The sequence below is a fragment of the Luteimicrobium album genome (genome assembly GCF_030161555.1).
GTDB classification, from domain to species: domain Bacteria; phylum Actinomycetota; class Actinomycetes; order Actinomycetales; family Cellulomonadaceae; genus Luteimicrobium; species Luteimicrobium album.
On the sequence record NZ_BSUK01000001.1, the window covers coordinates 603,306 to 618,817 of the forward strand.

10 protein-coding genes and 1 pseudogene are annotated in these 15,512 nt (G+C 69.8%); 5 read left to right on the plus strand and 6 right to left on the minus strand.

Annotated elements, in window-relative coordinates; all coding sequences use genetic code 11:
* Positions 1-5 precede the first annotated feature (5 nt).
* The 4 genes and pseudogenes from QQK45_RS03080 to QQK45_RS03090 all read right to left on the minus strand — a co-directional run bounded on the left by QQK45_RS03080 (position 6) and on the right by QQK45_RS03090 (position 3,690).
* Positions 6-1,091, minus strand: a complete 1,086-nt coding sequence (locus QQK45_RS03080) for an ABC transporter permease (RefSeq protein WP_284292016.1) — start codon at positions 1,089-1,091, stop codon at positions 6-8.
* Positions 1,088-1,216 carry a hypothetical protein gene (locus QQK45_RS21810; RefSeq protein WP_348525134.1) on the minus strand — a complete coding sequence of 43 codons (129 nt, stop codon included), beginning with the start codon at positions 1,214-1,216 and terminating at the stop codon, positions 1,088-1,090. Before QQK45_RS21810 ends, QQK45_RS03080 begins: the two co-directional genes overlap by 4 nt.
* Positions 1,217-1,344: 128 nt before the next feature.
* Positions 1,345-1,932 (minus strand): annotated as a pseudogene (locus tag QQK45_RS21815) (ABC transporter permease); the annotation flags it as partial.
* A gap of 237 nt (positions 1,933-2,169) precedes the next feature.
* Positions 2,170-3,690, minus strand: coding sequence for a sugar ABC transporter ATP-binding protein (locus QQK45_RS03090; protein WP_284292017.1), 1,521 nt, complete (start codon positions 3,688-3,690; stop codon positions 2,170-2,172).
* A 145-nt stretch (positions 3,691-3,835) separates the two neighbouring features.
* Between QQK45_RS03090 and QQK45_RS21820 the strand changes: the two genes are divergently transcribed.
* Both QQK45_RS21820 and QQK45_RS21825 read left to right on the plus strand, forming a co-directional pair.
* Positions 3,836-4,423, plus strand: a complete 588-nt coding sequence (locus QQK45_RS21820) for a LacI family DNA-binding transcriptional regulator (RefSeq protein WP_348525135.1) — start codon at positions 3,836-3,838, stop codon at positions 4,421-4,423.
* Entirely contained in the window at positions 4,330-4,869 is a 540-nt protein-coding gene (locus QQK45_RS21825; RefSeq protein WP_348525136.1) for a substrate-binding domain-containing protein, read from the plus strand. The genes QQK45_RS21820 and QQK45_RS21825 overlap by 94 nt, the downstream gene beginning before the upstream one ends.
* 60 nt (positions 4,870-4,929) lie before the next feature.
* On the opposite strand, the gene QQK45_RS03100 is transcribed toward QQK45_RS21825, so the two are convergent.
* Together QQK45_RS03100 and QQK45_RS03105 are read right to left on the minus strand one after the other, a co-directional pair.
* Positions 4,930-10,263: an Ig-like domain-containing protein gene (locus tag QQK45_RS03100; protein WP_284292018.1), complete on the minus strand. Its 5,334-nt coding sequence runs from the start codon at positions 10,261-10,263 to the stop codon at positions 4,930-4,932.
* Positions 10,264-10,958: 695 nt separating this feature from the next.
* Positions 10,959-11,972, minus strand: a complete 1,014-nt coding sequence (locus QQK45_RS03105) for a LacI family DNA-binding transcriptional regulator (RefSeq protein WP_284292019.1) — start codon at positions 11,970-11,972, stop codon at positions 10,959-10,961.
* Between the two features lie 209 nt (positions 11,973-12,181).
* Between QQK45_RS03105 and QQK45_RS03110 the strand changes: the two genes are divergently transcribed.
* The 3 genes from QQK45_RS03110 to QQK45_RS03120 all read left to right on the plus strand — a co-directional run bounded on the left by QQK45_RS03110 (position 12,182) and on the right by QQK45_RS03120 (position 15,366).
* Positions 12,182-13,507, plus strand: a complete 1,326-nt coding sequence (locus QQK45_RS03110; RefSeq protein WP_284292020.1) for an ABC transporter substrate-binding protein — start codon at positions 12,182-12,184, stop codon at positions 13,505-13,507.
* Between the two features lie 73 nt (positions 13,508-13,580).
* A complete protein-coding gene (locus QQK45_RS03115; protein ID WP_284292021.1) occupies positions 13,581-14,543 on the plus strand; it encodes a carbohydrate ABC transporter permease in 963 nt (320 codons plus the stop codon).
* A gap of 10 nt (positions 14,544-14,553) precedes the next feature.
* Positions 14,554-15,366, plus strand: coding sequence for a carbohydrate ABC transporter permease (locus tag QQK45_RS03120; protein WP_284292022.1), 813 nt, complete (start codon positions 14,554-14,556; stop codon positions 15,364-15,366).
* Positions 15,367-15,512: the final 146 nt, after the last annotated feature.

Genomic DNA, 15,512 nt, shown 5'->3' on the forward strand with positions numbered 1-15,512 from the left:
TCACTTCACTGTGGGACGACGGACTGGGGTACTGATGACGCGCGCCTGGCCCTCCTGCGCCTGGCGACGAGATCGGAGACGCGCGCGAGGACGGGCGTCGAGATCACCGAGACGACGAGCAGGAGCCCGATGATGATGCTGATGACATTGACGGTCACGCCCTGCAAGCGCAGCGCACTGGACAGGACCCCGATAAGGAGCACACCGGCGATCACTCCTGGGAGCCGTCCGCGGCCCCCGAAGATCGACACACCGCCGAGCAAGACGGCCGCGATGACCTGCAGCTCGAGCCCGTTCGCGTTGTCGCCGCGGGCGCTGCCGTAGCGGAGGGTGAAGTAGATGCCCGCGAGGGCCGAGACGGCCCCGGTGAGCACGAACAGCACAAGCTTGGTGCGCTTCGCGGACACGCCGCTGAACGTCGCGGCCTCGGTGCTGAGGCCGATGTCGTAGACGCCCCGGCCGAAGGGCGTGAAGTGCAGCAGCAGGACGAACACGATCGCGAGCACCGCGAACGGGACCATGACGACGGGGATCCCGCTCGACCCGATCACCTCGGAGGCCTTGCTCGTCCAGTCCTTGGGGAAGTCGGTCACCGCCGTCGTGCCGAGCAGGCCGACCGCGATCCCTCGGTAGAGGGCGAGGGTGCCGATCGTGACCGCGAGCGACGGGAGCCCCACGTACCCGACGAGGAATCCGTTGAACGCCCCGCAGACGACGCCCACGAGCAGCGAGATCACGCAGGCGAGCGCCATGCCCGTCCCGTGCTCGTGCAGCAGGCCCATCGTGGCGCTCGAGAGCCCGACCACGCTCGCGACCGAGAGGTCGATCTCGCCGGTCACGATCACGAGAGTCATGGGCAGCGCGATCAGGAGGATCGTCGTGCTGTCCAGCAGGAGGTACTTCAGCGTGTCCGTCTCGCCGAAGTAGGGCACGTTGCTGTAGGCCCACATCGCCACGATCACGACGAGCGCGATCACCGCGGCCTCGCGGGTGAGCAGGAGGCGGCGCCACCAGGGGTGCGCGTACGCCCTGTACTGCGTCCTGGCGCCCGAGCCGACGGGCGTCGGGTTCTGTGCCGTCGTCGTGGTCACTGCTCGTCCCTCGCTTCGATGAGTTGGCGGGCCTGTCTGGCCGCGAAGATCCGGTCGAGCACGATCGCGCCGATGATGAGGGCCCCGACGAGGGCCTGCTGCCAGAAGTCGGAGATGCCGACCATCGGGAGTGCACGGTTGATCGTGACGAGAAGGACCGCGCCGACCGCGGCCCCCAGACCGTGCCGCTTCCGCCGAAGATCGCCACACCACCGATGACGGCGGCGGCGACCGCCTGGAGCTCGATCCCCGTGCCGGCGTCCGAGCTCACCGTGCCGTAGCGCGCCGCGTAGATGACGCCGGCGAGGCCCGCGAGCGCGCCGCTGAGCACGAACGCGCCGATCACGCGGCGCCGCACGGGCAGACCGTAGAGGACCGCGGCGTCGGGGTCGGAGCCCACGGCGTAGAGCTCGCGTCCGCTCCGTGCCGTCTGAAGGAAGTAGCCGACGATCACGACGATCAGTGCCGCGAGGACGAAGAGGACCGGGATGGAGAGAATCTGCTTGGTCCCGAGGCTGAGGAAGCTCTCCGGCATGTCGGATGCGTTGATCCTGCTGCTTCCGGCCCAGGTCAGGACGATCCCGCGGTAGATGTACAGGGTGCCCAGCGTGATGACGAGGGCGGGGACCCTGCCGAGCGCCACGACGAGACCGTTCGCAAGCCCGAGCACACCGCCGACGGCGAGCCCCGCCAGGAAGACGAGCACGACCGGGGTGCCGGGATGGTCGATGAAGATCCGCCCCGTCAGGTACGCGGTGAGCCCGAGCACCGAACCCACGGACAGGTCGACGTTGCGCGTGATGATGACGACGGTCTGACCTGCGGCGAGGACGAGCAGCATCGACGGCGTGAGGAGCAGGTCGCGCCAGCCGCTCGCACTGAACACGAATCCCGGGTTCTTGATCGTGGCCGCGAGGACGATCACGACCAGCACCGCGAAGATCGAGATCTCCCGCGAGTGCAGGAGCGTCTTGACCAGGCGCTCGCGTGGAGGGCGAGCTGGGCTCGACGAGGAGCGTGGTCCCGTCGTCGTGCGCGTCGGGTACCGCGTCGGGGCGCGTCTGCGTCTGCGGCGCCATCAGGCGGCCTCCTCGTCGTTCCGGTCTCGGGTGGCGGCGGCCATCACACGCTCGGGGGTGGCCTCGTCGCGGGGCAGGTCGGCCGTCAGCCGTCCTTCGCGGACCACGAGGACCCGGTCGGCCATGCCGAGCACCTCCGGCAGCTCCGACGAGATCATGAGGATCGCCAGGCCTCGCCCGGCCAGCTCGGACAGGAGCCGGTGGACCTCGGCCTTGGTGCCGACGTCGATGCCGCGCGTCGGCTCGTCGATGATGAGCAGGTCGGGCTCGGTGGCGAGCCACTTCGCGAGGACGACCTTCTGCTGGTTCCCGCCGCTCATGGTCTTGGCGGCCATGTCGAGCGCGCCCGTCTTGACCTCGAGCCGCGCGGCCCACGGGGCGACCGCCCTGTTCTCGCGGGCTCGGGTCAGCAGCCCGGCGCGCGTCAGGTGGGTCCGGATGACGGAGGCGATGTTCTCCGCGACCGTCCCCTCGGTGACGAGGCCCTGATGACGGCGGTCCTCGGGGACGAACGCCATGCCGGCCCGGATCGCGGCGCGGGGGTCGGACGCCGGGACGGCCTTGCCGCGCATCGTGACGGAGCCGGCGTCGTACCGGTCGACGCCGAAGACGGCGCGCGCGATCTCGCTGCGGCCCGCGCCCACGAGGCCCGCGAGCCCGACGATCTCTCCGCGCCGGACCGTGAACGAGACGTCGTGGAACACGCCGGTGGACGTCAGCCCCTCGACCTCGAGGACGACCTCGCCGACCTCGGTCTCCTGCTTGGGGAACAGGTCGGAGACCTCGCGCCCCACCATCAGCCCGACGATCTCGGGGACGTCGGTCTCCGCCGTCGGGCGCGTGGCGATGTAGGCGCCGTCGCGCATCACGGTGATCGTGTCGCAGAGCGAGAAGACCTCGTCGAAGCGGTGGGAGATGAAGACGATCGCGCGGCCCTCGTCACGCAGGCGGCGCGCGACGGCGAAGAGCCGGTCGACCTCGACGCCGGACAACGCCGCCGTGGGCTCGTCCATGATCAGGACCCTGGCGTCGAGCGAGATCGCCTTGGCGATCTCGATGATCTGCTGGTCGGCGATCGACAGGCCGAGCGCGGGACGCCGCGGGTCGATCCGGACGCCCAGGCCCCGGAACAACCGGTCGGCCTCCGCGTACATGGCGGGCTTGTCGATGCGGCGACCGCTCTTGAGGAGCTGGCGCCCCATGAAGATGTTCTCGGTGACCGACAGGTCGGGGAAGAGCGTGGGTTCCTGGTAGATGACGGCGATGCCCGCGGCTTTGGAGTCGGCCGTCGACGTGAAGTCCACGTCCTCGCCATCGAGGCGGAACGTGCCGCCGTCGCGCCGGTGCACCCCGGCAGCGATCTTGACGAGCGTGGACTTGCCGGCGCCGTTCTCGCCGACGAGGGCGTGGACGGAGCCGCGCGAGACGGCGAGGGTGCCCGACCGCAGCGCGACGACCGCGCCGAACGACTTGCTCACGTCACGGAGCTCGAGGACGGGAGCGTCCGGGTTCGAGGCCATGCGCATCGCCTCCCTTCTTCGTTGAAAGGTTTCACAACACGAGCAATCTACGAAGCCCACATCGTGGTGTCAAGGCTCCCTGGCGCGCGCTTCTGCACTACGCTGCAGTTTGAGCGTTTCAGTTTGATAACGAAGGGACCTCACCGTGGTCGAACCCTCGCCCGGCCCCGGCCGACGCGCGTCGGTCAAGGACGTCGCCGCCGCCGCCGGCGTCTCGCTCGGCACCGTCTCCAACGTCCTCAACCGCCCCGAGCGCGTGAGCGCCACGACCCGCGACCGCGTCGAGCGCGCCATGGCGGACCTCGAGTTCGTCCGCAACGAGTCGGCGCGCACGCTCCGCGCGGGGCACAGCAGCACCCTCGCCTACGTCATGCTCGACGCCGGGAACCCGTTCTTCACCGACGTCGCCCAGGGCATCGAGCAGGTCGCCGAGGCCGCCGGGCTCTCCTTGTTCCTCTGCACCAGCGACAACCGCCCCACGCGCGAGGTCGCGCACCTCCAGCACCTCCAGCAGCACCAGGCGCAGGGCGTCCTCGTCACCCCCGTCGACCCCGACTCCCCCGCGCTCGACGAGGTCGTCGGACGTGGTACCCCCTCGTCCTCATCGACCGCGCCCGCGCCGCCGACGACCTGTGCTCCGTGTCCGTCGACGACGAGCTCGGCGGACGGCTCGCCGTCGAGCACCTCGTGGACCTCGGGCACACGCGGGTCGCCTTCGCGGGCGGGCCCCTGACCATCGGGCAGGTCCGCGACCGGTACGAGGGCGCCGTCGCCGCCTGGCACGACGCCGGCCTGCCGCCCGAAGACCTCACACTCATCCCGTGCAGCGCCCTCACCATCGCCGAGGGCCGGGCCGCCGGCGAGCAGCTCGCCGGCGTGCCGCGCAAGCGACGCCCCACGGCGGTCTTCTGCGCCAACGACCTCATCGCGCTCGGGCTGCTCCAGCAGGCCATCGGCCGCGGCTGGAAGGTCCCCGACGACCTCGCGATCGTCGGCTACGACGACATCGTCTTCGCCGGCGCCGCCGCCGTGCCGCTGACGTCCGTCCGCCAGCCGCGCGAAGAGCTCGGCCGCACCGCCGCGCGGCTCGTGCTCGACGAGTCCGGCAACCCCGAGCACCGGCACGAGCAGGTCGTGTTCACGCCCGCGCTCGTCGCGAGGGCGTCCACCATCGGCTGACGCTCCGTTCGCTGCCGAGGTGACGTGGTGGGGTCCACGAGTCAGCGGGTTTCGTCCGAGTCAGCGGAGAATTCGCGCTGACTCGGACGAAACACGCTGACTCGGCGACGACGACGGGCCCGACGCCGCGAGGAGCGACGCCGGGCCCGTCGACCCGCCGGTCGGGTCAGCCGAGCTTCTTCCAGGGGCCGTTCGCGGCCCCGGCTTCTCGTTCCGCGTCCACCACTGCGCGACGTAGGCCACGCCGTCGTAGACCGCCTTGTCACCCGCGTCGAAGATCCGCGACGGAGTCCAGGCCGCGGTCCCGTCCGCGGTCGTCGCGATCTCCTGCCACGGCCCGTTCACATCACCGGGCTTCTGGTTCTGCGTCCACCACGACGCGAGCCACGTCGACCCGCCGTAGGAGACCTCGTCACCGGTCGCGTAGGCCGTCGACGCGTCCCACGCCGGGGTCTTCGGGGCGTTGTCGACACTCACCTTCTCGGTGACCGTCGTCTTGTTCCCCGCATCGTCCGTCGCCGTCACGAGCAACGTGTGCATCCCGTCCGCGACCGTGGTCGAGTCCCAGGTGAACGTCTGCTCGCCCGCCTTCGGCGACGCCGCATACGACAACCCCGCCGAGTCGACCCGCAGGTTGTACGCCTTCAGACCCTGACCGGCCAGGTCCACCGACACCGCGACCTTCCCCGACACCGTCGCCCCGTCCTTCGGAGTCACGAATGACAACCGCGGGGCGTTGTTGACCGTGAACGAGACCTTCTTCTCGGTCGTCTTCCCGTTGGTCCCCACCGCGTCGACCTTCAACCCGTACGCACCGTTCGCCAGGGTCGTGGTGTCCACCACCAGCGTCGGGTGCAGCCCCGCGTTCGACGAACCCGGAGCCTTCGTGTTGTCCGTGACCCACACCTGACCCGAGCCCTTGTTCAGCTCGACGTACGTGTACGACACGTCCTTCGCCTCACCACCCAGATCCACGGTGAACGTCACCTTCCCCGACACCGTGTCACCGTCACCGACCGACACCTTGTCGATCGACGGACCGACCTCGTCGCCCCCGTCGTCGCCGCCCGAGCCGACCGTCACCGTGGCCGAGGCCTTGATATCGGTCCCGTCCACGGTGCCGGCGACCTGGAACGTGCCCTCCTTCGCGTACTGCGCGGGGTCGACCGCCGCCCACTGCACGGCCACGCCGCTCTGGCGCGTGCCGTCGTTGTACTGGACGGTGACAGTGGCAGGCAGCTGCGGCGCCTTTCCGACGGCCGTCGTGACCTGCACGGGGCTGACGGTCGTGATCGTCTGCCCGAGGGCCGACCGCACCCAGACCGTCGCGGTGGCGGCGAGCGTGGTGCCGGCGACCGTCCCGGAGACCGCGACGGAGCCCTCCTGCGCAAGGTCCGCCGGGTCGACGGCGTCCCACGTCACGGGCGTCGCGACGCGCGCCCCGTCGGGGTACACGACGTCGACGCTCTTCGGCAGCGTCGGCGCCTTGCCGATCGTGGTGCGCACGTCGACGGGGTCGATCGACTCCGCGGAGGCCGCGAACACCCGCCACTCGCTGACGCCGACGGCGGAGTAAGCCGAGCCGGCCGCGTTGGGCAGAGCGTCGAACGTCGCCCGCAGGCGCGTCGTCGTGACCGCGTCGAACGTGACCTCGTTCGTGGCGTCCCGCTTGACCCCGTACCCGGACGGGTTCGTGACGTCGGCCCAGTCGCCGGCGCCACTGGCCGCCGAGTCGTCCCAGTACTGGAGCCTCCAGCCCTTCGGGACGGACACGCCGCTCCCGCCGGACGTGCTGTCGTACCAGAAGTCGATCGACGTCCGGTCGACCCGCACGGGCTGGTCGAACGTGTACTGGAGCCAGCGCGTCGCCGGCTCGGCACCCGTCCACGTGCCCCACAGGTCGGTCTGGTTGCCGCCCGAGTAGAACGCCGGCTTGCCGTCGTTGACCGCGTTGACGCTGTTCCACGACGCCGTGTAGCTCGCCGTGGGCTTCCCGTTCGGCGCGATGTTGATCTCGCCCTCGGCGAGCGCCGTACCGTGCACGACGACGTCCGCGGTGTCCGTCTTGTCGCCCTGGCTCGCAGTCAGCCGCAGCGTGTAGCTGCCTGCCTTCGAGAACCGGACCACCGTGGAAGCCGCGTGCTCGCTCACGAACGACGCCTTGCCGCCGTCGGGCGCGGAGACGACGCTCCACTGCGCGGTGACGGGCGTGGCGCTCGCGCCCGCGCCCTGGGCGAGACCCAGGAGGCGCGCCGACCCGGTCTGGTTGTAGGTCGAGTCGACCCACGCGTCCGCGTGCGGGCCCGTGGCTGTCGGGGCGGGCGCCTGGGCACCCGTCGAGAACGCCTGGACCTCCTTGATCCCCGTCTTGGCACCGGCCGCGTGCTGCACCGTGACGCGCAGCTTCTCGGCCTTCACCTGCGGGAACTGCACGTGGTTGTAGTTGGCCTGCGGGTAGACGGGGCTGCGGGCCTCGTCAGGCACGGGCTTCCAGCCGGAACCGTCGTCGTACTCGACGAGGTACTGCGACGGCGCCGCGTACCCGGGGTCGGTCCCGCTCGACGACGTCCGGTAGAAGTACACGCGCACGTCGTCGACCGGCACGGCGGCCCCGCCGTCGGCGAGGTCGATCGTCAGCGAGTCGCTCGCGTTCGACGAGCCCGCGGTGCCCCAGTAGGAGGTCATCGTGGTCAGGCCGTCGACGGCCTGCTTCGCGGCGTGGCCGCTCGCGTCGAAGGTCGACGTGACTGGCTTGCCCGCCGCGACGTCCGTGGCCTTCTCGTCGCTCGGAGCGGCCGCGGTCCCGGCCTTCGCCAGGGCGTCGACGACGCGCGAGCCGGCGGCCAGCGGGACGTCCTGCGCGTCCGTGAGCCCCGCCGTGGACACGTTGCTCGCGGTCACGCCGTCGTCGGTCTGGACCGTCCCCGTGGTCGGGTCGTAGACGACGTGCGACAGCTTGTCGACGGTGAAGATGAGCTTGCCGTCCAGGAACGCCGAGTAGCCCTCGGGCACGTCGTCGCCGTAGTACTTCGTGCCGCCCGGCTCGTCCCACGTGATCGTGAGGTTCTTGCCGTGGTAGCTGAGGTTGTCGGCGGCGAAGTGGTCCCAGTCGATGTCGATCGGGTCCAGCTCGAGCTTGTCGTCCGTGCGCGGCCGCAGACCCATCGCGTCCTCGATCATCGTCCAGTTCGTGGTGCCGAGCTGGGTGTGGTGGATCCAGGAGCGGTAGCCGATGTTCTGCGGGTCGGCGCTGCCGTCGGACCAGAACTCGTTCTGGTCGGGGTACCGGTTGTCGCCGTTGTTCTGGTAGTGCGCCCAGGCGTTCCAGTAGAGCAGCTTCTTGTACGAGTCCGCATCGATCGCGTCCGTCGGGTAGTTGTGCAGGACGCTGTCGAACAGCCGGAACGTCACGGTCGAGTTGATGATCGAGAAGTTGTTGCTCCCCGGGTGCCCCGCCGCCGCTGCCTCGGCCTTGTCGGACTGGTCCGCCGTGTAGAACGGGAAGACCGGGAACTCCTTGTCGTCCGCGAAGAGTCGCAGGGCGTCGTCGTAGTCGTCCGTGTAGTCCGCGTCACCCGGCTTCGGCATGAGGCCGACGCTGTACGGGTAGTAGTTGTTGATCTCCTTCCACGGCACCTGGGTCCCCGAGACCGTGCTCGACAAGAGCAGCTTGTCCTTCGAGTCCCAGAGCGTGTCGAGGACGGCGTCCTTGACCTTCTGGGCGGTGTCGTCGAGCGCGGCGGCACGGTCGTCGTCGCCCGCGACCCGGAACGCCTCGGCGCCGGCCTTGGCACCGCTGAACACGTACGCGCTCTCCGGCCGGTCGAGCTTCTGACCCGGCTGGTAGTCGAACGACACGGCGTCGGCGTCGTTGCCCGTCCACGCGTTCCAGTTCGTGTCGAGCAGGTAGTTGTGGTTGCTGTCCATCGTGGCCAGCTCGCCCGCCGTGTCCCGCTCGGCGTAGGTGCCGATCTGCTCCGCGACCGACGCCGGGCCGCCGTGGACCTGGTACGACTGCCACGCCGACTCGGAGATGTACTGCGTGTGGCTCGCGCTCCAGTTCGCCGGGTCCCCCGGGTTGTCGCGGTACTGGCCCTGCGAACCGGCGGTCTCGCCCTGCGACAGCCACGTCCCGTACGAGTACGCGGGGTCGCGCAGGTACTTGAGGTCGTCGATGAACATGCCGGCCGTCAGGTCGATCGCGTTGTTGTAGCCCAGCGCGCCCTCGACGGACGTCGGGAACTGGTAGTCGTTGCCCGGCACGTTCGCGTCGAGGAAGTTGAAGCGCAGGAGCCACCAGCGGTAGAAGAGCGTCTTGTCGATGTTGTCCTCGGGCGTGTCCAGGTAGGGGATGTTGTCGACCCACCACTGGTTGTACGCCGTGACGTGCTTCGTGTACGCGGCCGCGGGCGTGGCGTCGCGGTAGGTGTCGTAGTCGGTGCGCGACTCGGGGATCTCCTTGGTCACGAAGCCCATCTGGACCTTCGTCGTGACCGAGCCCGTCGCGGGCACGGACAGGTCGCGGGTCAACGCGCCGTCGTCGGGGGTGAACCCGTCGCCCGACAGCCGCGGGAAGACGGTCGTGATGTTGTTGAGCGCGGTCACGGAGCCGGTCAGCTCGTCGCCGTCCTTCTGCGTCGCGAACGCCGACGATGCCTGAACCGTCACGGTCCGCGCCTTGCCGTCCGCGGAGCTCACCGCGAGCTCGGTGATCGCCACGTCGTTCTGCGTGATGAACTTCGTCTCGACCACGCTGAGGGTCTTGTCGGCGCTGGTGAACGTCGAGCGCCAGTACGACGGCGTCTGCTTGCGTTCCGCCGGGACCTCGGTGAGCGTGACCGGCTTCCCGTCGACGAGCACCTTGAGCGTGTAGGCGCCCGTGCCGCCCGAGATCGTCTCCCAGTACGCCACCTCGCCACCGAAGCCGAGGGTGCCGGGGGTGTGCGTCTTCATGAAGACCGCACGACCGCGCGAGAACAGGTACTGGTTGGCGTCGCCGTTGGAGCCGCCCGGCTGGTTGCCGGTCCGGGCGAGCATCTTGTCGATCCAGAAGTCGTGGGCCGTGTCGGTCCCTGCGCCTGCGGCCTTGTCGGCGTCGAAGATGGCCTGGAGCTGACCCTGGGGGTGGAAGCCGGTGCCCTCGTCGGGCACGGGGTGGTCGCTGCCGGAGAACGTCGGGAAGCCGATGTCGGCGTTCGCCGCGTCCGCGCGCTGCGGGGTCAGAAGACCGAAAAGGCTTGTCGCCGCCAGGGCGGCGGCTGCTGTGCCGGCGGTCAGACGGGCGGCTGCGCCTCCCGTGGGGAGGGCCAGGGCCGACAGCGACGACGCCGCTCCTCCTGGCCCTGACCTCCCTGACAGCCTGGCTGAACTGCGCGTTCGTCGGTGCGCGTGCATGCTCTCTCCTCGTCGAGATGGGCTGGTCAGCGTCGAACATGCCATACCCGAAAGAGTGACGCAATGGTTTTCGGTGTTTTCGGTCGTTCACGATGGTGGCCGGGTCCGCGGGTGGGTGCGGCGAGGTGGTTCGGGCTGTCGTGCTTCGGCCCGGGGGCCGTGCGCACTCCTTGACGCCCTTCACCACCTCCCCGCACCCACCCGTTCGGCCGTCGTCTCGCGTTTCCGACGCCGACGGTGACGCGCGCCGTCGTGACCGGTCACGATCGGCACCGAATACGCCCGGACGCTGCCGATCGCGCCCTCTCGCTCGCCGACGACGACGCCGGCCGCGCCCGAAGTGACGTGGCTGCTGATCCCATGCTGGGCGCCGTGGGCCTCTGGTCGACCTGGTGTCCGGGTGCACGCGCGAGGCGGCGCTGTCAGCGTCGGCGCACGGGGCTCGCCGACGCCGAACCGGGCGCCGCTGCAGGTCCTGGGCGGGTGACCGGTCGTGGAGGTGGGCCGACGGCGGCGGGTGGGGCGGGTGGGGTGCGCGCGGTCGTGGCGGGTCTGGCGGGAGCCGAAGCGAGGAACGAGCGAGGCGGATGGAAGACCGCGCGCACCCCACCCGCCCCACCCGACCAAGCCACAGGACGCACGGCCCGACCACAGGACGCGCGACGCCACCGCAGACGGAGCGGAACCGACGGCCCTCAGCTCGTCGGCGTCGTCGAGCCTCGCACCATGAGCCGGCACGGCAGCTTCTCGACGCCGTGCGTCGGCGAGCCGCCGATGGCGTCGAAGAGCATCCCCGCGGCCCGGCGGCCGAGCTCCTGGAGGTTCATGTCGATGGTCGAGAGCGGGGGACGCGCGTTCATGGCGAGCACCTCCCAGTTGTCGTGTCCGATCACGGCGACGTCGTCGGGGATCTCGCGGCCCAGCTCGCGGAGCGCGTCCATCGCGCCGCGGGCGATCTGGTCGCTGCCGCAGATGAGCCCGTCGAGGTCGGGGCGCGCTTCGAGCAGCACCCGCGCGGCCCCGCGCCCCCACCCTTCGGACCACGAGCCGAACAGGGCGTCCTGGACCGGCTCGACGCCGGCGTCGTGCAGCGCGGTGAGCGCACCGGCGAGCCGGTCGTGGGCCGCACCGTAGCCGCGGTCGCCGGTGACGATGCCGATCGACCGGCGACCCGTGCTGAGCAGGTGCTCGGCCGCGAGCCGCCCGCCCTGCACGTTGTCGCTGGTCACGGATGAGTCGTCGGGGTCCTCGGAGGGCGCGTACGCGTAGACGACGGGGACGTTGATGTCGCCGGCGAGCGACGGGCGCGGGTCCGGGCGCGCCCCCACGACGATGAGCCCGTCGACGTGGCGCGACAGAAGTGCGCGGACCTGGTGCTGCTCGCGGATGGCGTCGCCACGCGCGTCGCACAGGAAGACCGACGTGGAGCCGGCGCCGAAGGCGTCCTCGGCGCCCATCATGATCGGGATCGAGAAGCGGCCTTCCAGGTCGGAGGTGAGGAGCCCGACGGTCCCCGTCGTGCCCGAGAGCAGGCCACGCGCGAGCGGGTTCGGCACGAAGGACAGGGCCTCCGCCGACCGCATCACCTTCTCACGCGTCGACTCGCGGACCTGCGCCCGCCCGTTGAGCGCCTTCGACGCGGTCGCGATGGACACGCCTGCCAGCCGGGCCACGTCGCCGAGCGTGGCCGGCTTGGTCTTCTCCACCATCCTGAGCCCCCTGTCCGAGGTCACCGTGCAAGGTTTTCGCCGAGGTTAACAGAACCCGACCCCTTGTCCTGCTTGACGTGCTGTAGTCACGATGCTAGCGTCCGCGAAAAGCATTTCGGTAGTTTCGAGATGCACCGGCCGTGGACAGCAGGCGGGCGCCGCGGCCCCAGGCCAGCCGGATCTCAGAGTCGAGAAGTGAGAGGCACACGATGAAGCACAACGCACACGGGCGAGGCCGCGGGCGGATCGCCCTGGGAGCGGTGGCCGCCGTCACCGGCGTCGCGCTCACCCTCGCCGGCTGCGGCAGCAGCAGCGGCGGAGACGACGACAAGGCCGCGTCGGCGATCCCCACCGGCGGGACCGACGACGGCACCTCGCTGACCATGTGGTCGCGCGCCCCGCTCGAGAAGCAGGCGACCAACGCGGTGAACGAGTACAACAAGACGCACAAGAACCAGGTCAAGCTCGAGCTCCTCCCCAACGACGACGTCGAGGGCAAGGTCGGCGCGGCCGTCCAGACGGGCAGCCTGCCCGACATCCTCGCAGGCGACGTCGTCCGCGTCCCCTACTGGACCGAGCAGGGCATCTTCATGGACCTGACCAAGCAGATCGACTCGCTCCCCGAGAAGGCCGACCTGCAGTCCGGCCACATCAAGGCCGGCACGGTGGACGGCAAGGAGCACACCCTGCCGTTCGTCACCGACATCTCCGTGATGGTCTGGAACAAGGACCTCTACAAGGAGGCCGGTCTCGACCCCGACAAGGGCCCCACCACCCTCCAGGAGTTCGAGGACCAGGCCATGGCCGTCGCGAAGCTCGGCAAGAAGGACGTCGCCGGCACCTACCTGGCCGGCCAGTCCGGCGGAGCGCTCGTCTTCACGCTCTTCCCCATGATCTGGGGCAACGGCGAGAAGGCGATCAACGACGAGGGCACCGAGTCCCTCATGGCGAGCGACTCCGCGAAGAAGCTCTACGCGGCCTACGCGGACCTCGCCAAGACCCCGAACGGCCTCGGCGCCGGCTCCAAGGAGGAGACCGGGGCGACGTGGACCGCGCCGTTCCAGAACGGGAAGATCGGCGTGATGCAGTACCCGGCCACGGCCGTGAGCGCACTGTTCGACACCTCGAAGTTCGACATCGGCGTCGCCCCCATCCCGGGCGTCGACGGCGGTTCCTCCACGTTCCTCGGCGGCGACGCCATCGGCGTCTCCAAGGACTCGAAGCACGAGGCTCAGGCCTGGAACTTCCTGTCGTGGCTCATGACCGAGGACGCGCAGCAGAAGGTCTTCGCCGACAACAACGACACGGCGTCGAACCTCAAGGTGCTCGAGAACGGCTACAAGGACGCCGACCCTCGCACCGTCATCGCGAACAGCACCATCAAGGACGGGCAGACGCCCATCGCGGTGAACTTCAACGAGGCGTTCAACGCCGCCGGCAGCCCCTGGCAGATCCTCGTCCAGGATGCCGTCTGGGGTGACGCGTCGAAGGTCGACAGCGACAACGACGCCATCACGTCGACGCTCGGCCAGTAGTCCACCGCACGCGCGCGGCGGGCGGGAGCCCCGAGGCACCGCCCGCCGCGCACCCGCCCAACGGAGGGTCCCCATGAGCCAGTCCACCTACGCGGAGCCGGTGGTGGCGCCGTCGCCCCTCGCGACGTCGTCGTCCGGACGACGACGTCGCACCGCGACCCAGCTCGAGAATCGACGCGGCTGGCTCTTCGCCTCGCCCACCGCGCTCCTGCTCGTCGTCCTGTTCGTCGCGCCGGTCGTCGTGGTCGTGGTGATGGCGTGCTCGCACTGGACGCTGCTGGGCGGCGCCCAGGGCGGCAACTTCCCTGACAACTTCACCAAGCTCTTCTCCGACCCGCTGCTCGGCAAGTCGATCGGGTTCACGCTCAAGTACACGGCCCTGACGACGCTGATCCTCATGCCGATCGCCTACGGGCTCGCGCTCCTCGTGCAGGAGTCGCGCCGCTGGAACACGTTCCTGCGGACCGCGATCCTCGTGCCCTCGGCGCTCGGCATCGCGTCGGCGTCGCTGCTGTTCTACGCGCTGTACTCGCCGCAGGTCGGCCCGATCAACGGGATCCTCGAGAAGGTCGCGGGCACGGAGGCCGGCGCCTCGATCCTCGGCACACCGGGCGGTGCGCTCTGGGCGACCGTCGTGCTCGTCGTCTGGCGCTTCGCCGGGTACTACATGCTGCTCACGATGGTCGGCCTGCAGGCCATCCCGTCGGAGGTCTACGAGGCTGCGCGCATCGACGGCGCGGGTCGCCTGCGGACCCTGCGCTCCATCACGCTGCCGCTCCTGCGCCCGACCATCGCGATGACGATGATCCTGTCGATCACCGGCTCGCTGCTGGCGTTCGACCAGTTCTACATCCTCACCAAGGGCGGGCCGAACAACTCGACCCTCACGATCGTCCAGCTCATCTACCGCGACGCGTTCGAGACGCGCAAGGACCTCGGCCTCGCCGCCGCGCTGTCCGTGCTGCTGCTGCTCGCGCTCGTGATCATCAACATGATCCAGCTCCGGGCCCTCAAGCTCGACGCGGACGAGAAGTAGGAGTCCCGCGATGAAGAGGTCCAACGCGGCCGGCCGGTCCGCCGCCTACACGCTCACCACCGTCATGGCCGTCGTCTTCATGCTGCCCCTCGTCTGGGCGGTCGTGAGCTCGGTCTCGCCGAGCCCCGGCACGGCGCAGACCGACGGCTTCGGCTTCGGCAACTACACGACGATGTTCAGGTACGGGCTCGGCTTCCCGACGTACCTGAAGAACTCGCTGGTGGTGTCGGTCGGCGCGACCGTCGTCACGATCGTCATCGCGGCGACCGGCGGCTACGCGTTCGCGCGGTTCCGGTTCCGTGGGCGCAGCGCCCTGTTCGTCCTGGTCCTGTCGGTCATGATGATCCCCTACGCGGCCCTGCTCATCCCGCTGCTCGTGTGGATGAAGGACATCCACCTGCAGAACTCGCTGATCGGCGTGGCGCTCGTCCTCACGCTGTTCCAGGTCCCGTTCTCGATCTTCATGATGCGGAACTCGTTCGCGACGATCCCGCGCGAGCTCGAAGAGGCCGCCTACATCGACGGCTGCAACGCGTTCCAGGCGTTCTACCGGATCATGCTCCCCGCCGTCCGCCCCGGGATCGTGACCGTCGGCCTGTTCACCTACCTGGCCGCGTGGAACGACTTCATGGTCTCGCTGTACCTGCTGAGCACCGAGAAGGCGCCGCTCCCCTCGCCCTCGTCAACATGCGCCAGCAGACCATGGGCGTCATCGACTACGGCTCGACGACGGCCGGCGTGGTCGTGCTCACGCTCCCGGCGATCGTCCTGTTCCTCGCACTCCAGCGCTACTACATCCGCGGCTTCACGTCAGGCGCGGTGAAGGGATGACTTCCAACGTGACTCCACTGACCACGTCGAGCCCTCGCCCCACCGGGTCCCGGCACCGTCAGGTGATCGCCCCCGTCTCCCCGGCACGGGCGCCCTGCGACCGCTCGGCCTCGACGACGTCCGCATCGACGCCGGGTT

Excerpts from the sequence above, each read along its gene's own strand:
- QQK45_RS03105 (WP_284292019.1), bottom strand. The coding sequence starts at position 11,972 with ATGGTGGAGAAGACCAAGCCGGCCACGCTCGGCGACGTGGCCCGGCTG.
- QQK45_RS03100 (WP_284292018.1), bottom strand. The coding sequence starts at position 10,263 with ATGCACGCGCACCGACGAACGCGCAGTTCAGCCAGGCTGTCAGGGAGG.
- QQK45_RS21810 (WP_348525134.1), bottom strand. The coding sequence starts at position 1,216 with ATGGTCGGCATCTCCGACTTCTGGCAGCAGGCCCTCGTCGGGGCCCTC.
- QQK45_RS03090 (WP_284292017.1), bottom strand. The coding sequence starts at position 3,690 with ATGGCCTCGAACCCGGACGCTCCCGTCCTCGAGCTCCGTGACGTGAGC.
- QQK45_RS03120 (WP_284292022.1), top strand. The coding sequence starts at position 14,554 with ATGAAGAGGTCCAACGCGGCCGGCCGGTCCGCCGCCTACACGCTCACC.
- QQK45_RS03115 (WP_284292021.1), top strand. The coding sequence starts at position 13,581 with ATGAGCCAGTCCACCTACGCGGAGCCGGTGGTGGCGCCGTCGCCCCTC.
- QQK45_RS03110 (WP_284292020.1), top strand. The coding sequence starts at position 12,182 with ATGAAGCACAACGCACACGGGCGAGGCCGCGGGCGGATCGCCCTGGGA.